This window comes from Streptococcus oralis, from assembly GCF_002386345.1.
GTDB classification, from domain to species: domain Bacteria; phylum Bacillota; class Bacilli; order Lactobacillales; family Streptococcaceae; genus Streptococcus; species Streptococcus oralis_S.
The window spans coordinates 1208528-1229384 of record NZ_CP023507.1 but is presented as its reverse complement, the minus strand read 5'-3'; the positions used below and the strand labels follow the sequence as shown (position 1 = coordinate 1229384).

Genomic DNA, 20857 nt, shown 5'->3' with positions numbered 1-20857 from the left:
AACAAGAGATTCCATATTGGAATAATCTTTTTCTGCACTCTATTGTGGTATTCAAAGCAATGAGGGTTCTATTTTTAAAGTTTGGAAATCCAAAAGCGTTTCGTTTGCGAATAATGACGCGGTTGTTAGTAGTTTCTATTTTTTAATTTGTACATTTGAGATAGGAAAGATTTTGCTTTATTATTCATAGAGGAGCTATTCTTCACAAAAAGGCTCCATCGATGCAATAGTGTTTTACTCTCTATAGAAATTATAGAGCCGAAAAATCTAGGAAATCATCGCTTTTTTCATAAAAAAATGGTATAATGAAGGGTATGAAATATCACGACTATATATGGGATTTAGGTGGTACCCTATTGGATAATTATGAGACTTCTACTGCAGCCTTTGTAGAAACCTTAGCCCAATATGGAATAGAGCAAGAACACGACCGTGTCTACGAAGCTTTGAAGGTTTCGACAGCTTTTGCCATCGAGAAGTTTGCACCAGATATCGAGGATTTTTTAGAGAACTACAAAGAAAATGAAGCGCGTGAGCTAGAACATCCAGTTTTGTTTGAGGGAATTCCAGAATTACTCAAAGACATTTCGGACAAGGGTGGCCGCCATTTCTTGGTTTCTCATCGAAATGACCAAGTTCTAGAACTTCTTGCTAAGACCCAGATAGCGAACTACTTCACCGAGGTGGTGACTGCCAGTTCTGGCTTTAAACGGAAACCAGATCCTGAGTCCATGATTTATTTACGTGATAAATATCATATTACATCTGGTTTGGTCATTGGTGACAGAAATATTGATGTAGAAGCAGGTAAAGCTGCTGGCTTAGATGCCTATCTTTTTAATAACGTTGCGACATTGAGACAAGCAATAGACATGTAAGAAAAGGGAAAAAATGACAGAAGAAATCAAAAATCAACAGGCACAGGATTATGATGCCAGTCAAATTCAAGTTTTGGAGGGACTTGAAGCTGTTCGTATGCGTCCAGGTATGTATATTGGATCGACTTCAAAAGAAGGTCTTCACCATCTAGTATGGGAAATCGTTGATAACTCAATTGACGAAGCCCTAGCTGGATTTGCCAGTCACATCCAAGTCTTTATAGAGCCTGATAATTCCATCACCGTTGTGGATGATGGGCGTGGAATTCCTGTTGATATTCAGGAAAAAACAGGACGTCCCGCTGTTGAGACCGTCTTTACAGTTCTTCACGCTGGAGGAAAATTCGGCGGTGGCGGATACAAGGTTTCAGGTGGATTGCACGGTGTAGGTTCATCAGTAGTAAACGCTCTTTCAACTCAACTAGATGTTCATGTCCATAAAAACGGTAAGATTCATTACCAAGAATACCGTCGTGGTCATGTTGTTGCTGATCTTGAGGTGGTTGGAGATACGGATAAAACGGGAACAACAGTTCACTTCACACCAGATCCAGAGATTTTTACAGAAACAACAACTTTTGACTTTGAAAAATTAAACAAACGTATTCAAGAACTAGCCTTTTTGAACCGAGGTCTTCAAATCTCCATCACAGATAAGCGTGAAGGTCTCGAACAGACTAAACATTACCACTATGAGGGTGGGATTGCTAGCTACGTTGAATATATCAACGAGAACAAGGATGTTATCTTTGATACACCAATCTACACAGACGGTGAGATGGATGATATCACAGTTGAAGTAGCCATGCAGTACACAACCGGTTACCACGAAAACGTCATGAGTTTCGCCAATAACATTCACACCCATGAAGGTGGTACGCATGAGCAAGGTTTCCGTACAGCGCTGACACGTGTTATCAATGATTATGCTCGCAAGAATAAACTGCTAAAAGACAATGAAGATAACCTAACAGGGGAAGATGTCCGTGAAGGCTTGACTGCAGTTATCTCAGTTAAGCATCCAAACCCGCAGTTTGAAGGACAAACCAAGACCAAACTGGGGAATAGTGAAGTAGTCAAGATTACCAATCGCCTCTTCAGCGATGCCTTCTCTGATTTCCTCATGGAAAATCCACAGATCGCCAAGCGTATCGTGGAAAAAGGGATTTTGGCTGCCAAGGCTCGTGTAGCTGCCAAGCGTGCGCGTGAAGTCACTCGCAAGAAATCTGGTTTGGAAATTTCCAATTTGCCAGGAAAACTAGCAGACTGTTCTTCAAACAACCCAGCTGAAACCGAACTCTTCATCGTTGAAGGAGACTCAGCTGGTGGATCAGCCAAATCTGGTCGTAACCGTGAGTTTCAGGCTATCCTTCCAATTCGTGGTAAGATCTTGAACGTTGAAAAAGCTAGCATGGATAAAATCCTTGCCAACGAAGAAATTCGAAGCCTTTTCACAGCCATGGGAACAGGATTTGGTGCAGAAATTGATGTCACTAAGGCTCGTTACCAAAAACTCGTTTTGATGACCGATGCCGATGTTGATGGAGCCCACATTCGAACACTCCTGCTAACCTTGATTTATCGCTATATGAAACCAATCTTAGAGGCTGGTTATGTCTACATTGCCCAACCACCGATTTATGGGGTTAAAGTTGGAAGTGAGATTAAAGAATACATTCAACCTGGTGCAGATCAAGAAATTAAACTCCAAGAAGCCTTAGCACGTCACAGTGAAGGGCGTTCAAAACCAACCATCCAACGTTATAAAGGTTTGGGAGAAATGGATGACCACCAATTGTGGGAAACAACCATGGATCCTGAACATCGCTTGATGGCGCGTGTTTCGGTAGATGATGCTGCCGAAGCAGATAAAATCTTTGATATGTTGATGGGAGATCGAGTAGAACCTCGTCGCGAATTTATCGAAGAAAACGCTGTTTACAGTACACTTGACGTCTAAAAAATGTGGGAAATAGTTCCCTTGGTTTAAAAAATATGATATAATCATTACGATTGTTTCTAGTATAAAAGGAGTTTGATATGTCTAATGGACAACTAATTTATCTAATGGTTGCAATTGCAGTCATTCTGATCTTAGCTTATGTAACAGCTATCTTTTTACGTAAGCGTAATGTAAGCAGATTAACGGCCCTTGAAGAAAGAAAAGAAGAACTCTACAACCTTCCTGTAAATGATGAGGTTGAGGCCGTTAAAAACATGCACTTGATTGGTCAAAGTCAGGTGACCTTCCGTGAATGGAATCAAAAATGGGTTGATTTATCTCTGAACTCATTTGCTGATATCGAAAATCACCTCTTTGAAGCTGAAAGCTACAATAATTCTTTCCGTTTCTTTAAGGCAACACACAAGATTGATCAGATTGAGAGCCAAATCGGCTTGATTGAAGAAGACATTGCTGCTATTCGCAATGCTCTCTCAGAACTTGAAAAGCAAGAATCTAAGAATAGTGGCCGTGTCCTTCATGCCTTGGACTTGTTTGAATCCCTTCAACATACCGTTGCAGAAGATTCAGAGAAGTATGGTAAGGCCCTTCCTGAGATTGAGAAGCAATTGGAAAACATCCAATCTGAATTCTCTCAATTTGTTACCCTAAATTCATCAGGTGACCCGGTTGAAGCTGCAGCAATTCTTGATTCAACTGAAAATCATATTCTTGCTTTGACACACATCGTTGAGCGAATTCCAGCTCTTGTTGAAACCTTGACAAAGGAATTGCCAGACCAATTGGCAGATTTGGAAGAAGGCTATCGCAAGCTGTTGGATGCCAACTACCACTTTACAGAAACAGATATCGAGTCTCGTTTCCAACTTTTGCATGAATCTCTGAAAAATAATCAAGAAAATATTCGTCAGTTGGAATTGGACAATGCAGAGTATGAAAATAATCGCATCCAAGAAGAAATCAACGCACTTTATGATATCTTCACTCGTGAAATTGCAGCTCAAAAAGTGGTTGAAAGTCTTCTTGCTACATTACCAACTTATCTCAACCACTTGAAAGAAAATAATCAGGTGCTTGTTCAGGACCTTGAACGCTTGACTAAAACCTACCTTCTTCCTGAAAGTGATGGCAATCATGTTCGTCGTCTTCAAGCAGAATTGGCTGCACTTGATACAGCTATCTTAGAGGTAACAGAAGACCAAGGCGAGCCAACTCAAGCCTTCTCTGTTCTTGAAGAACAGTTGGAAATGCTTCAAAGCAACCTCAAGGATATAGAGGATGAGCAAATCTCTGTTAGCGAACGACTTGCGCAAATTGAAAAAGACGACCTCAATGCTCGCCAAAAAGCAAATGTCTATGTGAACCGTTTGCATACTATCAAACGTTACATGGAGAAGAGAAACTTGCCAGGTATTCCTCAAAGTTTCTTGAAACTTTTCTTTACTGCAAGTCATAACACAGAAGATTTGATGGCAGAGTTAGAACAACCACAAGTGAATATTGAATCGGTTAAACGAATTCTTGAAGTCGCAACAAATGATATGGAAGCACTTGAAACAGAAACCTATGATATCGTTCAATATGCAACCTTGACTGAACAACTACTCCAATACTCAAACCGTTACCGTTCATTTGATGAGCGTATCCAAGAGGCCTTCAACGAAGCGCTTGAAATTTTTGAAAAAGAGTTTGACTACCAGGCGTCATTTGAAAAAATTTCACAAGCCTTGGAAGTTGCTGAACCAGGAGTCACAAACCGTTTTGTAACTTCATATGAGAAAACACGTGAAACGATTCGTTTCTAAACGAGAAGCTTAGATATTTCTAAGCTTTTTTATTTTTCTAAAAAGAAATCAGAATTCTTGTTTATCATTGAAATAATAGCCTCGATTTGATATGATGGAAATATGAAAAAAAATAGAGCGAAACGTGTTTCTCACGATAAAACGAGAAGGCTATTGCTTTCCCTTGTTGGAATCTTAGGAGTTGCTACGATTCTATTAGGGAGTGCTATTGGTTATAAGCTACTACAAAAGCAATCTTACGAACAAAAAATTGAAGCGCTAAAAAGCGAAAAGGACCAGCAATTCAACTCAGGTAGTCAGAAGGACCATTTCCGAAAAGGTCAAGCTGAGGTGATTGCCTACTACCCTCTGCAAGGAGAGGAAGTCATTGCGTCTGTTAGAGAAAAAATCAACCAGGATATCAAAGAAAAGCTGGAAGATAAAGAGGATTTGGTTTTTTATTATAGTGAGCAGTTGGACCCAGTCTTAAAGGGAGTTGTTGCTCGTAGTATCAGTAAGCAAGTCTACGATTTGTCTGCATCAAAGGTTGAAGAAAAAGAAAAGACTTCTTTAGGGAAAATTTTCTTGACTGAAGATGGGAAAGATTTTGACCTCAGCAAACTCTTCAAAGATGCAAGTAAGGCTAAGGAACTCTTACTGAGTCAAATCAAATCAACTCTAGAAGATAAGAAACTTGACCAGGCAAAAATTGATCAAGTTATAAAGAGCTTCACAGACCAAGAATTGACATCTTGGAGCTTTGATTATAAGGATAGTCAAATCATCCTTTATCCTGCTAATGCTGGAGAGACTGTTGAGGAAATTGCTTTGCCCATATCCAGTTTCTTTGATGTATTGGAGTCCTCTTATCTATTAGAAAAGGATGCTGAACTTTACCAAGCATACTTTGCTAAGAAAAATAAAAAAGTTGTAGCCTTGACCTTTGACGATGGTCCAAATCCAACTACAACCACGCAGGCTTTGGATACTTTAGCTAAATATGGTGTAAAAGCAACCTTCTTTGTACTTGGTAAAAACATTGCAGGTAATGAAAATCTTCTAAAACGAATGAAATCAGAAGGTCATGTTGTAGGAAACCACAGCTGGAGTCATCCCGTTCTTTCACAACTTTCGCTCGAAGATGCTAAAAAGCAAATCACTGATACAGAAGATTTGTTAACTCAAGTTTTAGGATCAAGCTCTAAACTGATGCGTCCACCTTATGGTGCCATCACTGATGATATTCGAAACGGCCTTGATTTAAGCTTCATCATGTGGGACGTGGATAGTTTGGACTGGAAGAGTAAAAATGAGACAGCCATTTTGACAGAGATTCAACGTCAGGTTCGCAATGGTTCTATCATTCTCATGCATGATATCCATGGTCCTTCAGTTAATTCTCTACCAAGTGTCATTGAGTATTTAAAGGGTGAAGGGTATACATTTGTGACCGTTCCTGAATTGCTCAATTCTCGCTTAAAAGCTCACGAGATCTATTACGATCGTGATCAATAATTGTTAAAATCTAAAGGGGCAAGTGTTCTGATAATCAGGATTTTGTTTCTTTAGATTTTCTTCACATAGAAAGGAGAAACGATGAAATCTTATACCCTTAATAATGGAATTTCAATCCCAGTTTTAGGATTTGGGACCTGGAAAGCTGAAAATGGAGAAGTAGCCTACCAAGCTGTTTTAGACGCATTGAAGGCTGGTTACCGCCATATCGATACTGCAGCTATCTATAAAAATGAGGAAAGTGTTGGTCGTGCTATTCGAGATAGCGGTATTCCAAGACAAGAAATCTTTGTAACGACCAAACTCTGGAATACCAATCACAGCTATGATGAAGCTCGCCAAGCATTTGAAGAATCAATGGAAAAACTGGGATTGGATTATCTAGATTTGTACCTTATCCATTGGCCAAATCCAAAACCTTTAAGAGAAAATGACAAATGGAAAACTCGCAATGCTGAAGTCTGGAGAGCGATGGAGGATCTTTACCAAGAAGGCAAAATCCGTGCCATCGGCGTTAGTAACTTCCTCCCCCATCATTTGGATACCTTGCTTGAAACAGCAAGAATCATTCCAGCGGTCAATCAGGTGCGCTTGGCACCAGGAGTTTATCAAGAGGAAGTGGTTGACTACTGTAGAGAGAAAGGAATTCTCTTAGAGGCTTGGGGACCTTTTGGCCAAGGAGAGTTGTTTGAACAGAAAGAAGTCCAAGAAATTGCTGCGAAACATGGGAAATCAGTGGCTCAAATTGCCTTGGCTTGGAGTTTGGCAGAAAGTTTTTTACCCCTACCTAAGTCAGTGACAGTCTCTCGTATCCAGAGCAATCTCGACTGTTTTGGGATTGAACTCAGCAATGACGAGCGAGAAGTCTTAAAGACAATTTCAGTGACTTCGGGCGCACCTCGTGTGGATGAGATGGATTTTTAGTTTGTAAAATCTATTTATACTGAAATAACAAAGACTAGGAATTTTAAATCCTAGTCTTTTTGTGTATAAAAAATCTAGATTGTTTGTATAATGAAATAATTTCATGGATTGAAATATAGGAACAAATTTAGAAAATATTGGTTTGATGGAGAAAATAACACGAATGATAAAATTCAATAAGTAAAATATATACGTAAATATTACATTTTTGTGACAATTCAGATTTTTATGAAAATTTATGATTATTTGCGTTATAATAGGTATACTTTAAAGAAAAAGGAGATTATTTATGAATAGACGACAACGTTTTTCATTACGGAAATACAAATTTGGTCTTGCTTCAGTCTTACTGGGGACTGCTTTGGTTTTTGGAGCAAGTCAAGTCAGTGCCAATGAGCAGAGTACAGGTGAAAATCAAGCTCAAACTCAGGAAATTAAGACAGAGCTAAAAGACGATAAACACTCAAACTCTTCAACTGACCAAACCAATACTAATGGGATAGCACCAGTAGTTGGAAAGAAACAAGAAGCTGAAACTTCTAAAGAGGATGCTAGTAAACAAGATGCTAAGGTAGAAGCTCCGGTTGATAAAACTGCTGAAGCCCAAGAATCAGGAAAAGATAGCGCAGTTGCAAAAGAAGTAGATCAAGGTGTCGTTCAAAAAGAAACAACAGTCGATACCAGTACAGCGCCTGCTACTGAGAAGTCCTCTACCATAGAGAAAAAAGAGGCTAAAGCAACGACAGCTCCTAAAACTACTGGAGAAACAGCAACTACTGAAAAAGAACAAGAAAAAGCTGAGTCTGCAAAACCCAATAGTCTTTCAAGCAATGATATCATCACAGTACCGAAAACTTGGAAGGCTGGTTACAAGGGGACAGGGACCGTTGTTGCCATTATTGACTCAGGGCTTGATTTGAATCATGAGGTTCTTCGAATTTCAGACCCGTCAAAAGCAAAATTTAAAAACAAGGAAGCCATCGAAGCAGCTAAAAAGGCTGCTGGAATCGACTACGGTAAATGGTATAGTGATAAGGTTGTCTATGCCTATGACTACTTTGACGGAACAGATAAGATCAAAGAAGCAGAAAGAACTTCTCATGGGATGCACGTAACAGGGATTGCTACTGGAAACCCTGATAAAGAAGCACCGAATGGTGAAAAAGTTTATGGTGTTGCCCCAGAAGCGCAAGTCATGTTTATGCGTGTCTTTTCAGATCGCCAAAAGACGACCAGTTCTGCTCTTTATGTAAAAGCGATTGATGACGCAGTTGCCTTAGGAGCAGATGCCATTAATATGAGTTTGGGATCTAGCACTGGTTCTATGGTCGATGCTGGTTCTGATATTGTCGATGCTATCAAACGGGCTCGTGCCAAGGGAGTTTCTGTTCTTATCTCAGCAGGAAATAGCAATACATTCGGAAATGGTTATTCAAAACCACTAGCTGAAAACCCAGACTATGGCTTGGTTGGAAATCCATCCACTGTTGAGGATTCGATTTCAGTTGCTTCTGTCAACAACAAAACATTGACGACAGCAGTTTTTGAAGTCAAAGGTCTAGAGGGAAATGCCGGCCTTCATAACGGAAAATTTGATTATAATCAACCTGAAGCAGATAAGGACTTTGAAAAAGGAAAAGAGTACGAATACGTCGAAGCAGGGTTAGGTCGTGAAGAAGATTTTGCGAAGTTGGATTTAACTGGGAAACTTGCCCTCATTCAGCGTGGAGCCATGAACTTTTCAGAGAAGATCAAAAATGCACGAAAACACGGTGCACTTGGTGCTTTGATCTACAATAATGTAGAAGGTGCAAACATCAATATGTCTATTGATGATGAAGCAAAGAAAATTCCTTCTGTATTTATTTCTAAACAGTATGGTGAAGCCTTAAAATCAGGAAACTACAAGATTGTTTTTAATGGTAAGATGGATAATCGTCCTTCTGATGTAGCCAATCAGCTATCTGACTTTTCAAGTTGGGGAGTGACTACCGATGGACAATTGAAACCGGACGTGACAGCTCCTGGCGGCAATATCTATTCATCCTTTAATGACAATACCTATGGTAGTATCAGCGGAACCAGTATGGCGGCTCCTCACGTTACGGGTGTTGCAGTTCTGGTTAAGGAATACCTTCAAAAACACCATCCAGAATTGACTCCTGAGCAAGTATCAGAGACTGTCAAGGCCTTGATCATGTCAACTGCAAAACCACATGTTAATAAGGACACAGGCACTTATACCTCTCCTCGTCAGCAAGGTTCTGGTATTGTGGACACAGCTGCTGCAGTGTCAACAGACCTCTATGTAACGGGTGAAAATGGTTATCCAAGTGTGACTTTGGGAAATGTTGGAGATCAATTTACTTTCAAGGTCACTGTACACAATATTTCAGATACTGACCGTACTCTCAAGATGGTGGTGAATACCAATACAGACGAAGTTCAAGATGGAAAATTCACCCTTCGACCTCGAAAATTAACAGAGACAGTCTGGCCTGAAGTGACGGTCAAAGCCCACAGCAGTCAAACAGTCACTGTTAAAGTAGATGCTCGAAAATTTGCTGCTGAACTCAGCAAACAAATGCCAAATGGCTATTTCCTTGAAGGGTTTGTTCGCTTTGTAGATCCAGCAGATGATGGAGATATTGTGAGTCTTGCATTTATGGGCTTCCGAGGTGAATTCCAAAATCTCCCCGCTGTCGAAAAACCAATTTACAATCTTGTTCGAGAAGGGAAAAATGGATTTTACACAGAGGTAGACAAGGAAAATCCTGCCGTTAATTACTCTAATGATGCTACCTATCTCGCAACCTTGCAAAATGACCTTCTAGTTTCTAAAGGTCAACGCCAAGGACGCCGAATTACCGTTCTTGGAATCGAACAAAATGCTGAAGGTAAGCATGTTCTTCAGTTGGACGAAAAAGGGAATGTCCGTATTGCTATTTCTCCAAACGATGATGGAAACAAAGACCTAGTTGAATACAAAACGGTTGCTTTGAGAAATCTTGTAAATCTTCGTGCAACAGTTTATGCGGCTACGGATACCAAGCATGAACATCCTATTTGGGAGGGCGATGCAAAGGATCTTCGTAAAAATTATTTTGATGGTGACAGTAGAAATCTGAAGAGTTATATTCTAGATAATACTGCTTGGAGAGGTCAGGATTTTGATGGCAATACCGTTGCAGATGGTTTATATGACTATGTTATTAGTTACACACCAGACGTTCCAGGAGCCAAAGAACAATACACGACCTTCAAAATTCAAATTGATACTCAAAAACCTGTCATCACAAGTGGTTATATTCGCTTTAAAGATGGAAACCAAGAATTCGTAGCTCGCAAACCAAAAGATGTCGGTCAAGGTGGTATCCTTTCAGAAAAAGTCTTCTATATCACACCATTTGACCAGAAAGGGACCATGGTTCTAACTGGGAAAGACCAGTCTGGAACTCGTGCGCTTGAAAACACCCATCTGATTAAGGCCAATGCTGATGGTAGTTATACACTTCCTAAGGATGTTGACAAGGCTAATATTTACTATCTTGTAGAGGATTATGCAGGAAATGTAGACTATATCTCACTTGCTGAACTTGTCCGCGATCAAAATAGTGGTCGAGTGAAAATTGCCTTGAAGGATGCAAAAACAAACCAGGATATTGATACCCTTTACGTCTATCGAATCAAAAATAGCAAGGGGCAATATGTTGATGTTGACAAGACAAAAGCGATTCATTTCTTACAGCTTGGTCATTATACAGCAGAAATTTTCAGTTATGACCGAACAGAATTGAAATTTATCAGTGCCTTATCCCAAGAGTTTGACTTGACGGAAGAAAATAGTTTCCAAACCATTACCTTCCTAGCAAATCTCCTAGAATATGCACCTGTGTCTGTTTCCTTCAATCAAGCAGTTCCAAAGACGACTACTGTGGTTCTGAAAGGAGAAGATGGGACAAGTATCACTCTTCCTGCTGAAAAATACGGTCAATACGCCTTTGGTAAGAAAGTTGCTACAGGTCGTTATGCTGTACAAGTCACCTTGCCAAATGGATATGAACTCCTTGAAGATCTTGTTTCCTTGCTCGTTCAGCCCGGTAGAAATAATACTTTGCGCCTATCTGTTGTGTCTAAGTTGGCCTTGCTTGCCTTGGTAAATCAACAAAAAGAACTGGTAGAAACATCTCGTTACTTTAATAGTAGTGCAGATAAGAGGAGAGCTTATGATCAAGCTTTCCAAGTTGCGCGGTCAGCCTTGTCAAGCAAGTTGAAGCAAGAATTGATTGATGGAGTTCTCGCTAGTCTTGAAGCTGCTGGTAAGGCTTTGGATGGAAAAGATTCGAATGTTGCAGCTTTGAAAGAAGCCATGAAAGCTTACTATGCAACGACTAAAACTGGAAGATATGCTAATGCCAAGGAAAAAGTACGTCGAGCTTATGATCGTGCCTTCCAAGAAATTGCCTTACTAGCTGTAGATCCTAAAGTCAAACAGGATCAAATTGACCAATCTCTCATTGCCCTAGCAACAGCTAAAAGCAAACTAAATGGCAAAGCTACTGACTTCTCTAGTCTGAAGAAACTGGTCAAAGATGAACGTCTTTTCCAAGAAAAAAATGCGAGATTTATCTACGCAGATAAGAAAGAAAAAGCTGCTTATCTTCTAGCCTTTAAAGAAGCTCAGGAACTCTTGAATGATCCAGGAGCGAGCCAAGAAGATGTTAAAGATGCCATTACAGCATTGAAACATGCCAAGCGAAATCTACATGGCAAAAAACCAAAAGCAAGAAGACATCCTTAAACAGGAGTTTCTGAAGCTTTACTGATAAATGAGTCTGGAACTTTGTTTTCAGACTCATTTTTGGTTTACACTAGCTAGAAAATCTGCTATAATACTAGCTAGGAAAGAAAGTCTTATGGCGTTCTTCAAGCGAGCTTGGGACAGTGGGAGCCAAGTAGAACAAGCTAAGAAACTGGCGCTTTCTGTCGTATTTTTTTAAAAAAAATGAAGTAATAAATTAGGGTGGAACCGCGTTTCTGACGCCCCTAGTCGCAAGGCTTGGGTGTTGAAATTCGGTTCTTTTTGAATTTCGTCTAATGCCTAAGTAGAAAGGAGCATAATGCTTAAAGGATCTTGTTTATGCAAAGCAGTGACCTACACTTTGGATGAGGAATTGTCGGAATTAGTTTTTTGCCACTGCTCATTCTGTCGGAAAGCAACTGCGTCTGCCTATACAGTGAATGCCAAAGTTAGTAGTAAAAACCTAGTATTGCATGGAAAAGAACAGTTGGTTACCTATAGTTCATCTCCAGGAAAACAACGCTATTACTGTCAGAACTGTCATAGTCAAATTTTCACTGCTCAAGAAAATATACCAGAAGTCTGTGCTTTGAAACTAGGTACAATAGACGAATGCGATCAGAATTTACAAACTGTTCCCAAACGTCATATTTTTCAGGACCCAGCTTTTTCTTGGTTGCTTGATGAATAAAGCTAAAAAGATAATATAAATTAAAGGAGTAAACAATGTCTAAGAAATTAACATTTCACTGCGTCAGTGGCAGAGACCTCCTTACAGTCGGATTGCCCCACGCTCAGCACTAGAGTGCTGAGCTAGACGCAGTACTAACTTGTCTTGCCTCGTATAATCGACGAGGCAGACTCGTGTCGCAAGTATTTTATAGAAAAAGGAGTAAATAATGTCTAAAAAATTGACTTTCCAGGAAATCATCCTTACTTTACAACAATTTTGGAATGACCAAGGTTGTATGCTTATGCAGGCTTATGATAATGAAAAAGGTGCAGGGACAATGAGTCCTTACACTTTCCTTCGTGCTATTGGGCCTGAGCCATGGAATGCGGCTTATGTAGAGCCATCACGTCGTCCTGCCGACGGTCGCTACGGGGAAAATCCTAACCGTCTTTACCAACACCACCAATTCCAAGTGGTCATGAAGCCTTCTCCATCAAATATTCAAGAACTTTACCTTGAATCTTTGGAAAAATTGGGAATTAATCCTTTGGAGCACGATATTCGTTTTGTCGAGGACAACTGGGAAAATCCATCAACTGGATCTGCTGGTCTTGGTTGGGAAGTTTGGCTTGATGGGATGGAAATCACTCAGTTTACTTATTTCCAACAAGTCGGTGGATTGGCAACTGGCCCTGTGACTGCGGAAGTTACTTATGGTTTGGAACGCTTGGCTTCTTACATCCAAGAAGTAGACTCTGTTTACGATATTGAGTGGGCTGATGGTGTAAAATATGGAGAAATCTTTATCCAGCCTGAGTACGAGCATTCAAAATATTCATTTGAAATTTCGGACCAAGAAATGTTGCTGGAAAACTTTGATAAGTTTGAAAAAGAAGCTGGTCGCGCCTTGGAAGAAGGTTTGGTTCACCCTGCCTATGACTATGTTCTCAAATGTTCACACACCTTTAACCTACTTGATGCGCGTGGTGCTGTATCCGTAACCGAACGCGCAGGCTATATCGCTCGTATTCGTAACTTGGCCCGTGTCGTAGCTAAAACCTTTGTCGCAGAACGCAAACGCCTAGGCTACCCACTTTTGGATGAAGCAACACGAGCTAAACTCCTAGCAGAAGACGCAGAATAAAGAGAGTGACAAATTACGAAAATGGGCGAACAGAGTGAGCCCTGAGCCAGTTGCCGCAGTGATGAAGGTATCCTTAGTGAAGCTAAGGATACTAGGCAAAATTGGAGACTTTTGGCTCCAATTTTAGCAATGAAACGACGAAGTCGGTTGCTTGCGTGCCAATCACATAAGGCAAACTGGAAAATAAAAAGATACTTTTCGGAGAAAAATATGATAAAAAACTTATTAGTAGAACTCGGTCTTGAAGAGTTACCAGCCTACGTAGTAACCCCAAGTGAAAAACAACTAGGTGAAAAAATGGCAGCCTTCCTCAAGGAAAACCGCCTGTCCTTTGAAGACATTCAAACCTTCTCAACACCCCGTCGTTTGGCTGTTCGTGTGACTGGTCTTGCAGACAAACAGTCTGATTTGACAGAAGATTTCAAGGGTCCAGCAAAGAAAATTGCTTTGGATAGTGATGGAAACTTCACCAAAGCAGCCCAAGGATTTGTCCGTGGAAAAGGATTGACAGTTGAAGATATCGAATTCCGTGAAATCAAGGGTGAAGAATACGTCTATGTTACCAAGGAAGAAGTGGGTCAAGCAGTTGAAGCCATTGTTCCAGGTGTAGTAGACGTCTTGAAGTCACTGACTTTCCCTGTCAGCATGCACTGGGCTAACAACACCTTTGAATACATCCGCCCTGTACACACTTTGACAGTTCTCTTGGACGAGCAAGAGTTTGACTTGGATTTCCTTGATATCAAGGGCGGTCGTGTAAGCCGCGGTCATCGTTTCTTGGGACAAGAAACTAAGATTCAGTCAGCATTGAGCTATGAAGAAGATCTTCGTAAGCAGTTTGTAATCGCGGATCCTCGTGAACGTGAGCAAATGATTGTTGACCAAATCAAATCAATCGAAGCTGAACATGGTGTAGGTATCGAAATTGATGCGGATTTGCTTAATGAAGTCTTGAACTTGGTTGAATACCCAACTGCCTTCATGGGAAGTTTTGACGCCAAATACCTTGAAGTGCCAGAAGAGGTCTTGGTGACTTCGATGAAGGAACACCAACGCTACTTCGTTGTCCGTGATCAAGACGGTAAACTCTTGCCAAACTTCATTTCAGTCCGTAACGGAAACGCAGAGCATTTGGAAAATGTTATCAAGGGAAATGAAAAAGTCTTGGTTGCCCGCTTGGAAGACGGAGAATTCTTCTGGCGTGAGGACCAAAAATTGGTTATTTCTGACCTTGTTGAAAAATTGAACCATGTGACCTTCCACGAAAAGATTGGTTCTCTTCGTGAACACATGATTCGTACTGGTCAGATTGCCATTCTCTTGGCAGAAAAAGCTGGCTTGTCAGTGGATGAAACAGTTGACCTTGCTCGTGCAGCAGCCATTTACAAGTTTGACTTGTTGACGGGGATGGTTGGTGAGTTTGATGAGCTCCAAGGGATTATGGGTGAGAAATATGCCCTCCTTGCTGGGGAAACTCCAGCAGTTGCGGCTGCTATTCGTGAACACTACATGCCGACAGCTGCTGAAGGAGCTCTTCCAGAGAGTAAGGTGGGAGCCATTCTAGCCATCGCAGACAAATTGGATACGATTTTGAGTTTCTTCTCAGTAGGCTTGATTCCATCAGGTTCTAATGACCCTTATGCCCTTCGTCGTGCGACGCAAGGTGTGGTTCGTATCTTGGATGCTTTTGGTTGGCACATTGCTATGGATGAGTTGATTGATAGCCTTTACAGTTTGAAATTTGACAGCTTGACTTATGAAAATAAAGCAGAGGTCATGGACTTTATCAAGGCTCGTGTTGATAAGATGATGGGTTCTACTCTAAAAGATATCAAGGAAGCAGTTCTTGCAAGTTCAAACTTTGTTGTGGCAGATATGCTAGAAGCAGCAAGTGCTCTTGTCGAAGCAAGCAAGAAAGAAGATTTCAAACCATCTGTCGAATCCCTCTCTCGTGCTTTCAACTTGGCTGAAAAAGCCGAAGGAACTGATACTGTTGATCCTGCTCTCTTTGAGAATGAAGAAGAGAAAGCCTTGGCAGAAGCTGTAGAATCTCTTGTTTTGTCAGGGGCTGCAAGTCAGCAATTAGAACAACTCTTTGCGCTTAGTCCAGTTATTGATGCTTTCTTTGAAAATACTATGGTAATGGCTGAAGATCAGACTGTTCGACAAAATCGTTTGGCTATCTTGTCGCAACTAACCAAGAAAGCAGCTAAACTTGCTCGTTTCAACCAAATTAATACTAAATAAACTCAGTCAAACGAACTGTATCTTATCACAAAGGAGAAGAAATGGATCCGAAAAAAATCGCTCGTATCAACGAGCTTGCTAAAAAGAAAAAAACAGAAGGTCTAACTTCTGCTGAAAAAGTGGAACAAGCTAAGCTTCGTGAGGAATACATCGAAGGCTATCGTCGTTCTGTTCGCCACCACATTGAAGGAATCAAAGTTGTGGACGAGGAAGGAAATGACGTTACACCAGAAAAACTACGCCAAGTACAACGTGAAAAAGGTTTACACGGCCGTAGTTTAGATGATCCTAACTCATAAAACGAAAGGGGTTTGTAGATGATTTACAAGCCTCTTTTCTGTTGCAATTAAAAAGGAGCCAAGTGGCTCCTTTTTGATTTCTTAGTTACTTGCACCAGAAGTAGCGTCTGCGCCACCACCGTGGCCTCCAGCGTCACCTGAATCAGAAGCGCCAGAAGTAGCATCAGCATCTCCATGTCCTCCAGCAGCAGGAGCAAATGGTCCGCTACCACCTACCAAACGTTGACCCGTTTCTTTTAGGTACCAGTCAAGCCATGGTTGGAAGTTAAAGACGATTTCATTGATACCAGCGTATGATCCATCAGGATAGTACATTGCTTGGTAGTTGTGAGTGTTGATAACACCTGCAGGAGATCCTGGAACGATTGTACGTACGTATTCTTGGTTTCCGTTGCGAAGTGTTCCGATAACCCACTCTACATTCTTCATACGTGCTGGTGGAAGAGAACCATGCACAGTTGACATACGGCTACCTGATTGAGGTGGTACACGTTTGGCAAACATGGTGTCTGGATCTTGGTGAGCGTTATTGTAGTAGAGGAATTGGTTGTTGTCATCAGCATATGTCAATTCAAATGGCATAGCTTTCAAGAACATATCGATTTGGTTAACTGTCAGGATACCGTGGTCTAATTTGACATAGGTATCACCAGAAACAGCACCAGTGATTGCTGCAACTTTTTCTACCCATTCTGGATCGTCAGGGTCAACTTCTGTAATGGTTGTAGCAATTGGTTTTCCACAATCCAAGTCTTCTGGTTCGATTGGTTTTGGTTTTTTCAATTTCGAAACGACTCCTACGTATTTAACAAAGTTATCTAAGCAAGTTTCAAGGAATTTAACAGTTCCTTCGTTGGTGATGTTTCCATTGTTATCAAAAGCTTCTTTGGCTTTACCAAGAAGGAATTCGTTACCTGGAAGCGTGTAGGCATTAACACCTGGAGCGTCAAGGATTTTACGAAGGTGAACTTGGGCACGTGATGTTCCTTGGTCATAGTATGATGCACCCACAATCATAACAGGCTTGTTTTCAAATGGATGAACTTCGTATGAAAGCCATTCAAGTACAGATTTGAGTGAAGCTGAGATAGTGTGGTTGTGCTCAGGAGTCGCAATGATGACACCATCAGCACGTGTAATTTTGTTATACAAGAATCGCAATTGGAAGCTTTCGTCCCATTTTTCGTCTTGGTTAAACATTGGAACTTCGTCAATTTCAAGAACTTCTAATTCAAATTTGAATTTGAAATTGCGACGGATAAATTCCAAGAGTTTGCGGTTATATGATTGATCGTAGTTTGATCCTACAAGTCCAACAAATTTCATTCTTTCGGTCTCCTATCTTACAAATTTTCCCAGTCAAATTCTTCTGCATCTTTGCGAAGCAATTCTTGCGCATTGCGCAATTTCTCAGTAATCTTCACAAAGATACGGAAGTCATCAAAGATGGCATCCAATTTCTTGATGACGTCAAGGTCAACCAAGTCACCACTTGGGTTAAATGCTTGAAGAGAGTGTGAGAGCAAGAATTCATCTGGAAGAACATTTGCCTTGATTTCAGGAGCATTCAAGATTTGACGAAGTTGCAATTGGGCACGAGATGAACCAAGTGTACCGTAAGAAGCACCAGTGATCATGATTGGTTTGTTCAAAAGTGGGTAGATACCGTAAGATAGCCAAGCAAGAGCGCTCATCAATACCGCAGTGATAGAGTGGTCGTACTCAGGAGTACCGATAATCACACCATCAGCCTCTTCAATTTTAGCTGCAATCTCAAGAATTTCAGCTGGAAGTTGCTTATCTGCTGGTTTGTTGAAAACAGGGATATCCTTGATTTCAACGAGTTCAATTTCAGCTTTATCAGCAAAGTGTTTTTGCATGTATTGGAGCAATTGGCGGTTTGTAGAACGTTTAGAGTTCGTTCCAACAATGGCAATAAGTTTTAGCATGAGGTTTCCTTTCTCTTTTTACATAATACAATTTTGAAGGCCTGAAGAACATGCAAGGCGTCCCTCTTTGTCGATGAGGATGGCTTCAATACCATCTATACTTTCGACTTGCCAGAGGATAGAAGCGCTTCGTTCTCCGAAAAGGCGCGTTGTCCAAATCTCACCATCAACGGATTTATCAGAGATAATCGTTAGGCTAGCGAGATCGGTTTCGACAGGGAATCCTGTCTCACTATCAAAGATATGGTGATAGTCTTTTCCATCTACTGTCAGGTGGCGTTCATAGATACCTGAAGTGACAACGGATTTGTTAGAAGCAGGGATAGTTAGGAGATTATTGCCACGAGGATTTTGCGGATCTTGAATCCCAATCTGCCAGGCTTTCCCTTCTTTGGCTTGGTTATTCCCGATGGTGAGGATATTTCCTCCGAGATTGATCAAGGCAGAGGTGACACCGTGTTCTTTCAAATACTGGGCAACCTTATCTGCACTATAGCCCTTAGCTAAGCAACCTAAATCAAGCTTCATTCCTTTCTTCTCTAAAAAGACAGTAGAGCTAGTCGGATCCAACTTGATAAAATGCGGGTCAACTAGAGATAAGACAGCTTCGATTTCGTCTAACTCTGGAAGCCGTGCATCTGCAAATCCGATTCGCCAGGTTTGAATCAAGGGACCAATACTGATATTTAGATGGCTAGACGGAGCTAGGCTATGCTCCAGTCCAAGAGCAATCAGTTCAAACAGGTCAGGATGAACCTTAACAGGTGCGATTCCAGCCTGGTAGTTGATTTCCATCAGTTCGGATTCTTGACTGTTGGCGTTAAAGCGGTATTCGAGCTCCTTGAGCAAATCAAAGGCTCCTTGAAGTAGGCAATCAGCCTGTTCATCTACTAATGAAATCGTGATCGTTGTTCCCATTAGCCGTTCAGAACGTGAATGAAGAGGCAAGCTACCAGCTCCTTTCTCTTTATAGGAAATCATTCAATATAAGGTCGTCAAAGAAAAATTAAACCCCTTACATTTTCTCTCCATGTATCTAGCATATCATAAAGTCAGCGTTTTCACAAATGAATTTTGACAAAAAGTCAAGAAATATGCTCAAAATTAATATGAAAACGATAGAAAAATTAGATTTATCAATGTTAAGTGTATTTTTTTCTGAAAAAAAGAGAATTCTGAGCAAATGCCTTGTAAACGCTAACAGTAAATGATATACTAGGAAGGTAAATCAAAAATTAAAGGTAGGAATTTTTCTATGAGTAAAATCGTTGTAGTTGGTGCTAACCACGCTGGTACAGCTTGTATTAATACCATGTTGGACAACTTCGGACATGAGAACGAAATCGTAGTGTTTGACCAAAACTCAAATATTTCATTCCTTGGTTGTGGAATGGCGCTTTGGATCGGGGAACAAATTGATGGCCCAGAAGGCCTCTTCTACTCTGATAAAGAAAAATTGGAAGCAAAAGGTGCTAAAGTTTACATGAACTCACCAGTTCTTTCAATTGACTACGATAACAAAGTTGTGACTGCAGAAGTTGAAGGTAAAGAACACAAAGAGTCTTATGATAAATTGATCTTTGCAACTGGTTCAACTCCAATCTTGCCTCCAATCGAAGGTGTTGAAATCGTTAAGGGCAACCGCGAATTCAAAGCGACTCTTGAAAATGTACAATTTGTTAAATTGTACCAAAACGCTGAAGAAGTTATTGAAAAACTTGAAGACAAGAGCAAACACCTTGAGCGCATTGCCGTTGTTGGTGGTGGTTACATCGGTGTAGAACTTGCCGAAGCTTTCGAGCGTCTTGGAAAAGAAGTAGTGCTTGTCGATATCGTAGACACTGTCTTGAACGGCTACTATGACAAAGACTTCACTCAAATGATGGCGAAGAACTTGGAAGACCACAACATCCGATTGGCTCTTGGTCAAACAGTTAAAGCCATCCAAGGTGATGGAAAAGTTGAACGCTTGGTAACAGACAAAGAAACATTTGATGTAGATATGGTGGTTCTTGCTGTTGGCTTCCGTCCAAACACAGCTCTTGCTGATGGTAAGATTGAACTCTTCCGTAACGGTGCCTTCCTTGTAGATAAGAAACAAGAAACATCTATCCCAGGTGTATACGCTGTTGGTGACTGTGCAACTGTTTATGACAATGCACGTAAAGATACAAGCTACATCGCTCTTGCTTCTAACGCTGTACGTACTGGTATCGTTGGTGCTTACAATGCTTGTGGACATGAATTGGAAGGAATCGGAGTTCAAGGATCAAACGGTATTTCTATCTACGGTCTTCACATGGTTTCGACTGGTTTGACTCTTGAAAAAGCCAAAGCTGCAGGCTATAATGCAACTGAAACTGGCTTTAACGATCTTCAAAAACCAGAATTTATCAAACATGACAACCATGAAGTTGCCATCAAGATTGTTTTTGACAAAGACAGCCGCGAAATTCTTGGCGCTCAAATGGTATCACGTGATTCTGCTATCAGCATGGGAATTCATATGTTCTCACTTGCTATCCAAGAACATGTGACAATTGATAAATTGGCATTGACAGACCTATTCTTCTTGCCACACTTTAACAAACCATACAACTACATCACAATGGCTGCACTTACAGCTGAAAAATAAAAAATGATGAGCTATCTGGCCTTAGCTGAAGGTCAGATAGTTTTT

14 protein-coding genes are annotated in these 20857 nt (G+C 40.7%); 11 read left to right on the top strand and 3 right to left on the bottom strand.

From position 1 onward, the window contains the following. Positions 1–314: 314 nt before the first annotated feature. The 10 genes from CO686_RS06165 (at position 315) to CO686_RS06120 (ending at position 16228) form a co-directional block, all read left to right on the top strand. Positions 315–878, top strand: coding sequence for an HAD-IA family hydrolase (locus CO686_RS06165; RefSeq protein WP_008278047.1), 564 nt, complete (start codon positions 315–317; stop codon positions 876–878). Between the two features lie 13 nt (positions 879–891). Next, on the top strand, positions 892–2838 hold the full coding sequence (gene gyrB, locus CO686_RS06160; RefSeq protein WP_049500713.1) for a DNA topoisomerase (ATP-hydrolyzing) subunit B: 1947 nt from the start codon (positions 892–894) through the stop codon (positions 2836–2838). A gap of 80 nt (positions 2839–2918) precedes the next feature. Continuing rightward, positions 2919–4646 (top strand): septation ring formation regulator EzrA, encoded by a 1728-nt coding sequence (gene ezrA, locus CO686_RS06155; protein WP_049550335.1) that lies wholly within the window; start codon positions 2919–2921, stop codon positions 4644–4646. Positions 4647–4748: 102 nt separating this feature from the next. Continuing rightward, a complete protein-coding gene (pgdA, locus tag CO686_RS06150) occupies positions 4749–6140 on the top strand; it encodes a peptidoglycan-N-acetylglucosamine deacetylase PgdA (protein WP_049500835.1) in 1392 nt (463 codons plus the stop codon). A gap of 81 nt (positions 6141–6221) precedes the next feature. Further along, the gene (locus tag CO686_RS06145) at positions 6222–7064 is read left to right on the top strand and encodes an aldo/keto reductase (protein WP_049550336.1); all 843 of its coding nucleotides are present in this window, start codon (positions 6222–6224) and stop codon (positions 7062–7064) included. 289 nt (positions 7065–7353) lie between these two features. Continuing rightward, positions 7354–11865 carry a S8 family serine peptidase gene (locus CO686_RS06140; protein ID WP_096753621.1) on the top strand — a complete coding sequence of 1504 codons (4512 nt, stop codon included), beginning with the start codon at positions 7354–7356 and terminating at the stop codon, positions 11863–11865. 319 nt (positions 11866–12184) lie between these two features. Further along, positions 12185–12556, top strand: coding sequence for a GFA family protein (locus CO686_RS06135; protein ID WP_000912017.1), 372 nt, complete (start codon positions 12185–12187; stop codon positions 12554–12556). Between the two features lie 208 nt (positions 12557–12764). Then, positions 12765–13682: a glycine--tRNA ligase subunit alpha gene (gene glyQ / locus CO686_RS06130; protein ID WP_000038733.1), complete on the top strand. Its 918-nt coding sequence runs from the start codon at positions 12765–12767 to the stop codon at positions 13680–13682. 210 nt (positions 13683–13892) lie between these two features. Continuing rightward, on the top strand, positions 13893–15929 hold the full coding sequence (gene glyS / locus CO686_RS06125) for a glycine--tRNA ligase subunit beta (protein WP_049550338.1): 2037 nt from the start codon (positions 13893–13895) through the stop codon (positions 15927–15929). Positions 15930–15970: 41 nt separating this feature from the next. Next, positions 15971–16228 carry a DUF896 family protein gene (locus CO686_RS06120; protein WP_049478328.1) on the top strand — a complete coding sequence of 86 codons (258 nt, stop codon included), beginning with the start codon at positions 15971–15973 and terminating at the stop codon, positions 16226–16228. A gap of 81 nt (positions 16229–16309) precedes the next feature. Here CO686_RS06120 and CO686_RS06115 read toward each other — a convergent pair whose 3' ends face one another. The 3 genes from CO686_RS06115 to CO686_RS06105 are packed head-to-tail and all read right to left on the bottom strand — an operon-like array spanning position 16310 to position 19125. Continuing rightward, positions 16310–17554: an NAD(P)H-dependent oxidoreductase gene (locus tag CO686_RS06115; RefSeq protein ID WP_049501180.1), complete on the bottom strand. Its 1245-nt coding sequence runs from the start codon at positions 17552–17554 to the stop codon at positions 16310–16312. Between the two features lie 17 nt (positions 17555–17571). Next, on the bottom strand, positions 17572–18177 hold the full coding sequence (locus tag CO686_RS06110; protein ID WP_049501179.1) for an NADPH-dependent FMN reductase: 606 nt from the start codon (positions 18175–18177) through the stop codon (positions 17572–17574). 18 nt (positions 18178–18195) lie between these two features. Then, on the bottom strand, positions 18196–19125 hold the full coding sequence (locus tag CO686_RS06105; RefSeq protein ID WP_049550353.1) for an FAD:protein FMN transferase: 930 nt from the start codon (positions 19123–19125) through the stop codon (positions 18196–18198). A 307-nt stretch (positions 19126–19432) separates the two neighbouring features. On the opposite strand from CO686_RS06105, the gene nox reads away from it, so the two are divergent. Beyond that, positions 19433–20812 (top strand): H2O-forming NADH oxidase, encoded by a 1380-nt coding sequence (gene nox / locus CO686_RS06100; RefSeq protein ID WP_000036764.1) that lies wholly within the window; start codon positions 19433–19435, stop codon positions 20810–20812. Positions 20813–20857 lie beyond the last annotated feature (45 nt).

Coding starts and splice junctions, on each gene's coding strand:
- CO686_RS06145 (WP_049550336.1), top strand. CDS start 6,222: ATGAAATCTTATACCCTTAATAATGGAATTTCAATCCCAGTTTTAGGA.
- CO686_RS06115 (WP_049501180.1), bottom strand. CDS start 17,554: ATGAAATTTGTTGGACTTGTAGGATCAAACTACGATCAATCATATAAC.
- CO686_RS06140 (WP_096753621.1), top strand. CDS start 7,354: ATGAATAGACGACAACGTTTTTCATTACGGAAATACAAATTTGGTCTT.
- glyQ (WP_000038733.1), top strand. CDS start 12,765: ATGTCTAAAAAATTGACTTTCCAGGAAATCATCCTTACTTTACAACAA.
- ezrA (WP_049550335.1), top strand. CDS start 2,919: ATGTCTAATGGACAACTAATTTATCTAATGGTTGCAATTGCAGTCATT.
- CO686_RS06165 (WP_008278047.1), top strand. CDS start 315: ATGAAATATCACGACTATATATGGGATTTAGGTGGTACCCTATTGGAT.
- nox (WP_000036764.1), top strand. CDS start 19,433: ATGAGTAAAATCGTTGTAGTTGGTGCTAACCACGCTGGTACAGCTTGT.
- CO686_RS06120 (WP_049478328.1), top strand. CDS start 15,971: ATGGATCCGAAAAAAATCGCTCGTATCAACGAGCTTGCTAAAAAGAAA.
- gyrB (WP_049500713.1), top strand. CDS start 892: ATGACAGAAGAAATCAAAAATCAACAGGCACAGGATTATGATGCCAGT.
- CO686_RS06110 (WP_049501179.1), bottom strand. CDS start 18,177: ATGCTAAAACTTATTGCCATTGTTGGAACGAACTCTAAACGTTCTACA.
- glyS (WP_049550338.1), top strand. CDS start 13,893: ATGATAAAAAACTTATTAGTAGAACTCGGTCTTGAAGAGTTACCAGCC.
- CO686_RS06135 (WP_000912017.1), top strand. CDS start 12,185: ATGCTTAAAGGATCTTGTTTATGCAAAGCAGTGACCTACACTTTGGAT.
- pgdA (WP_049500835.1), top strand. CDS start 4,749: ATGAAAAAAAATAGAGCGAAACGTGTTTCTCACGATAAAACGAGAAGG.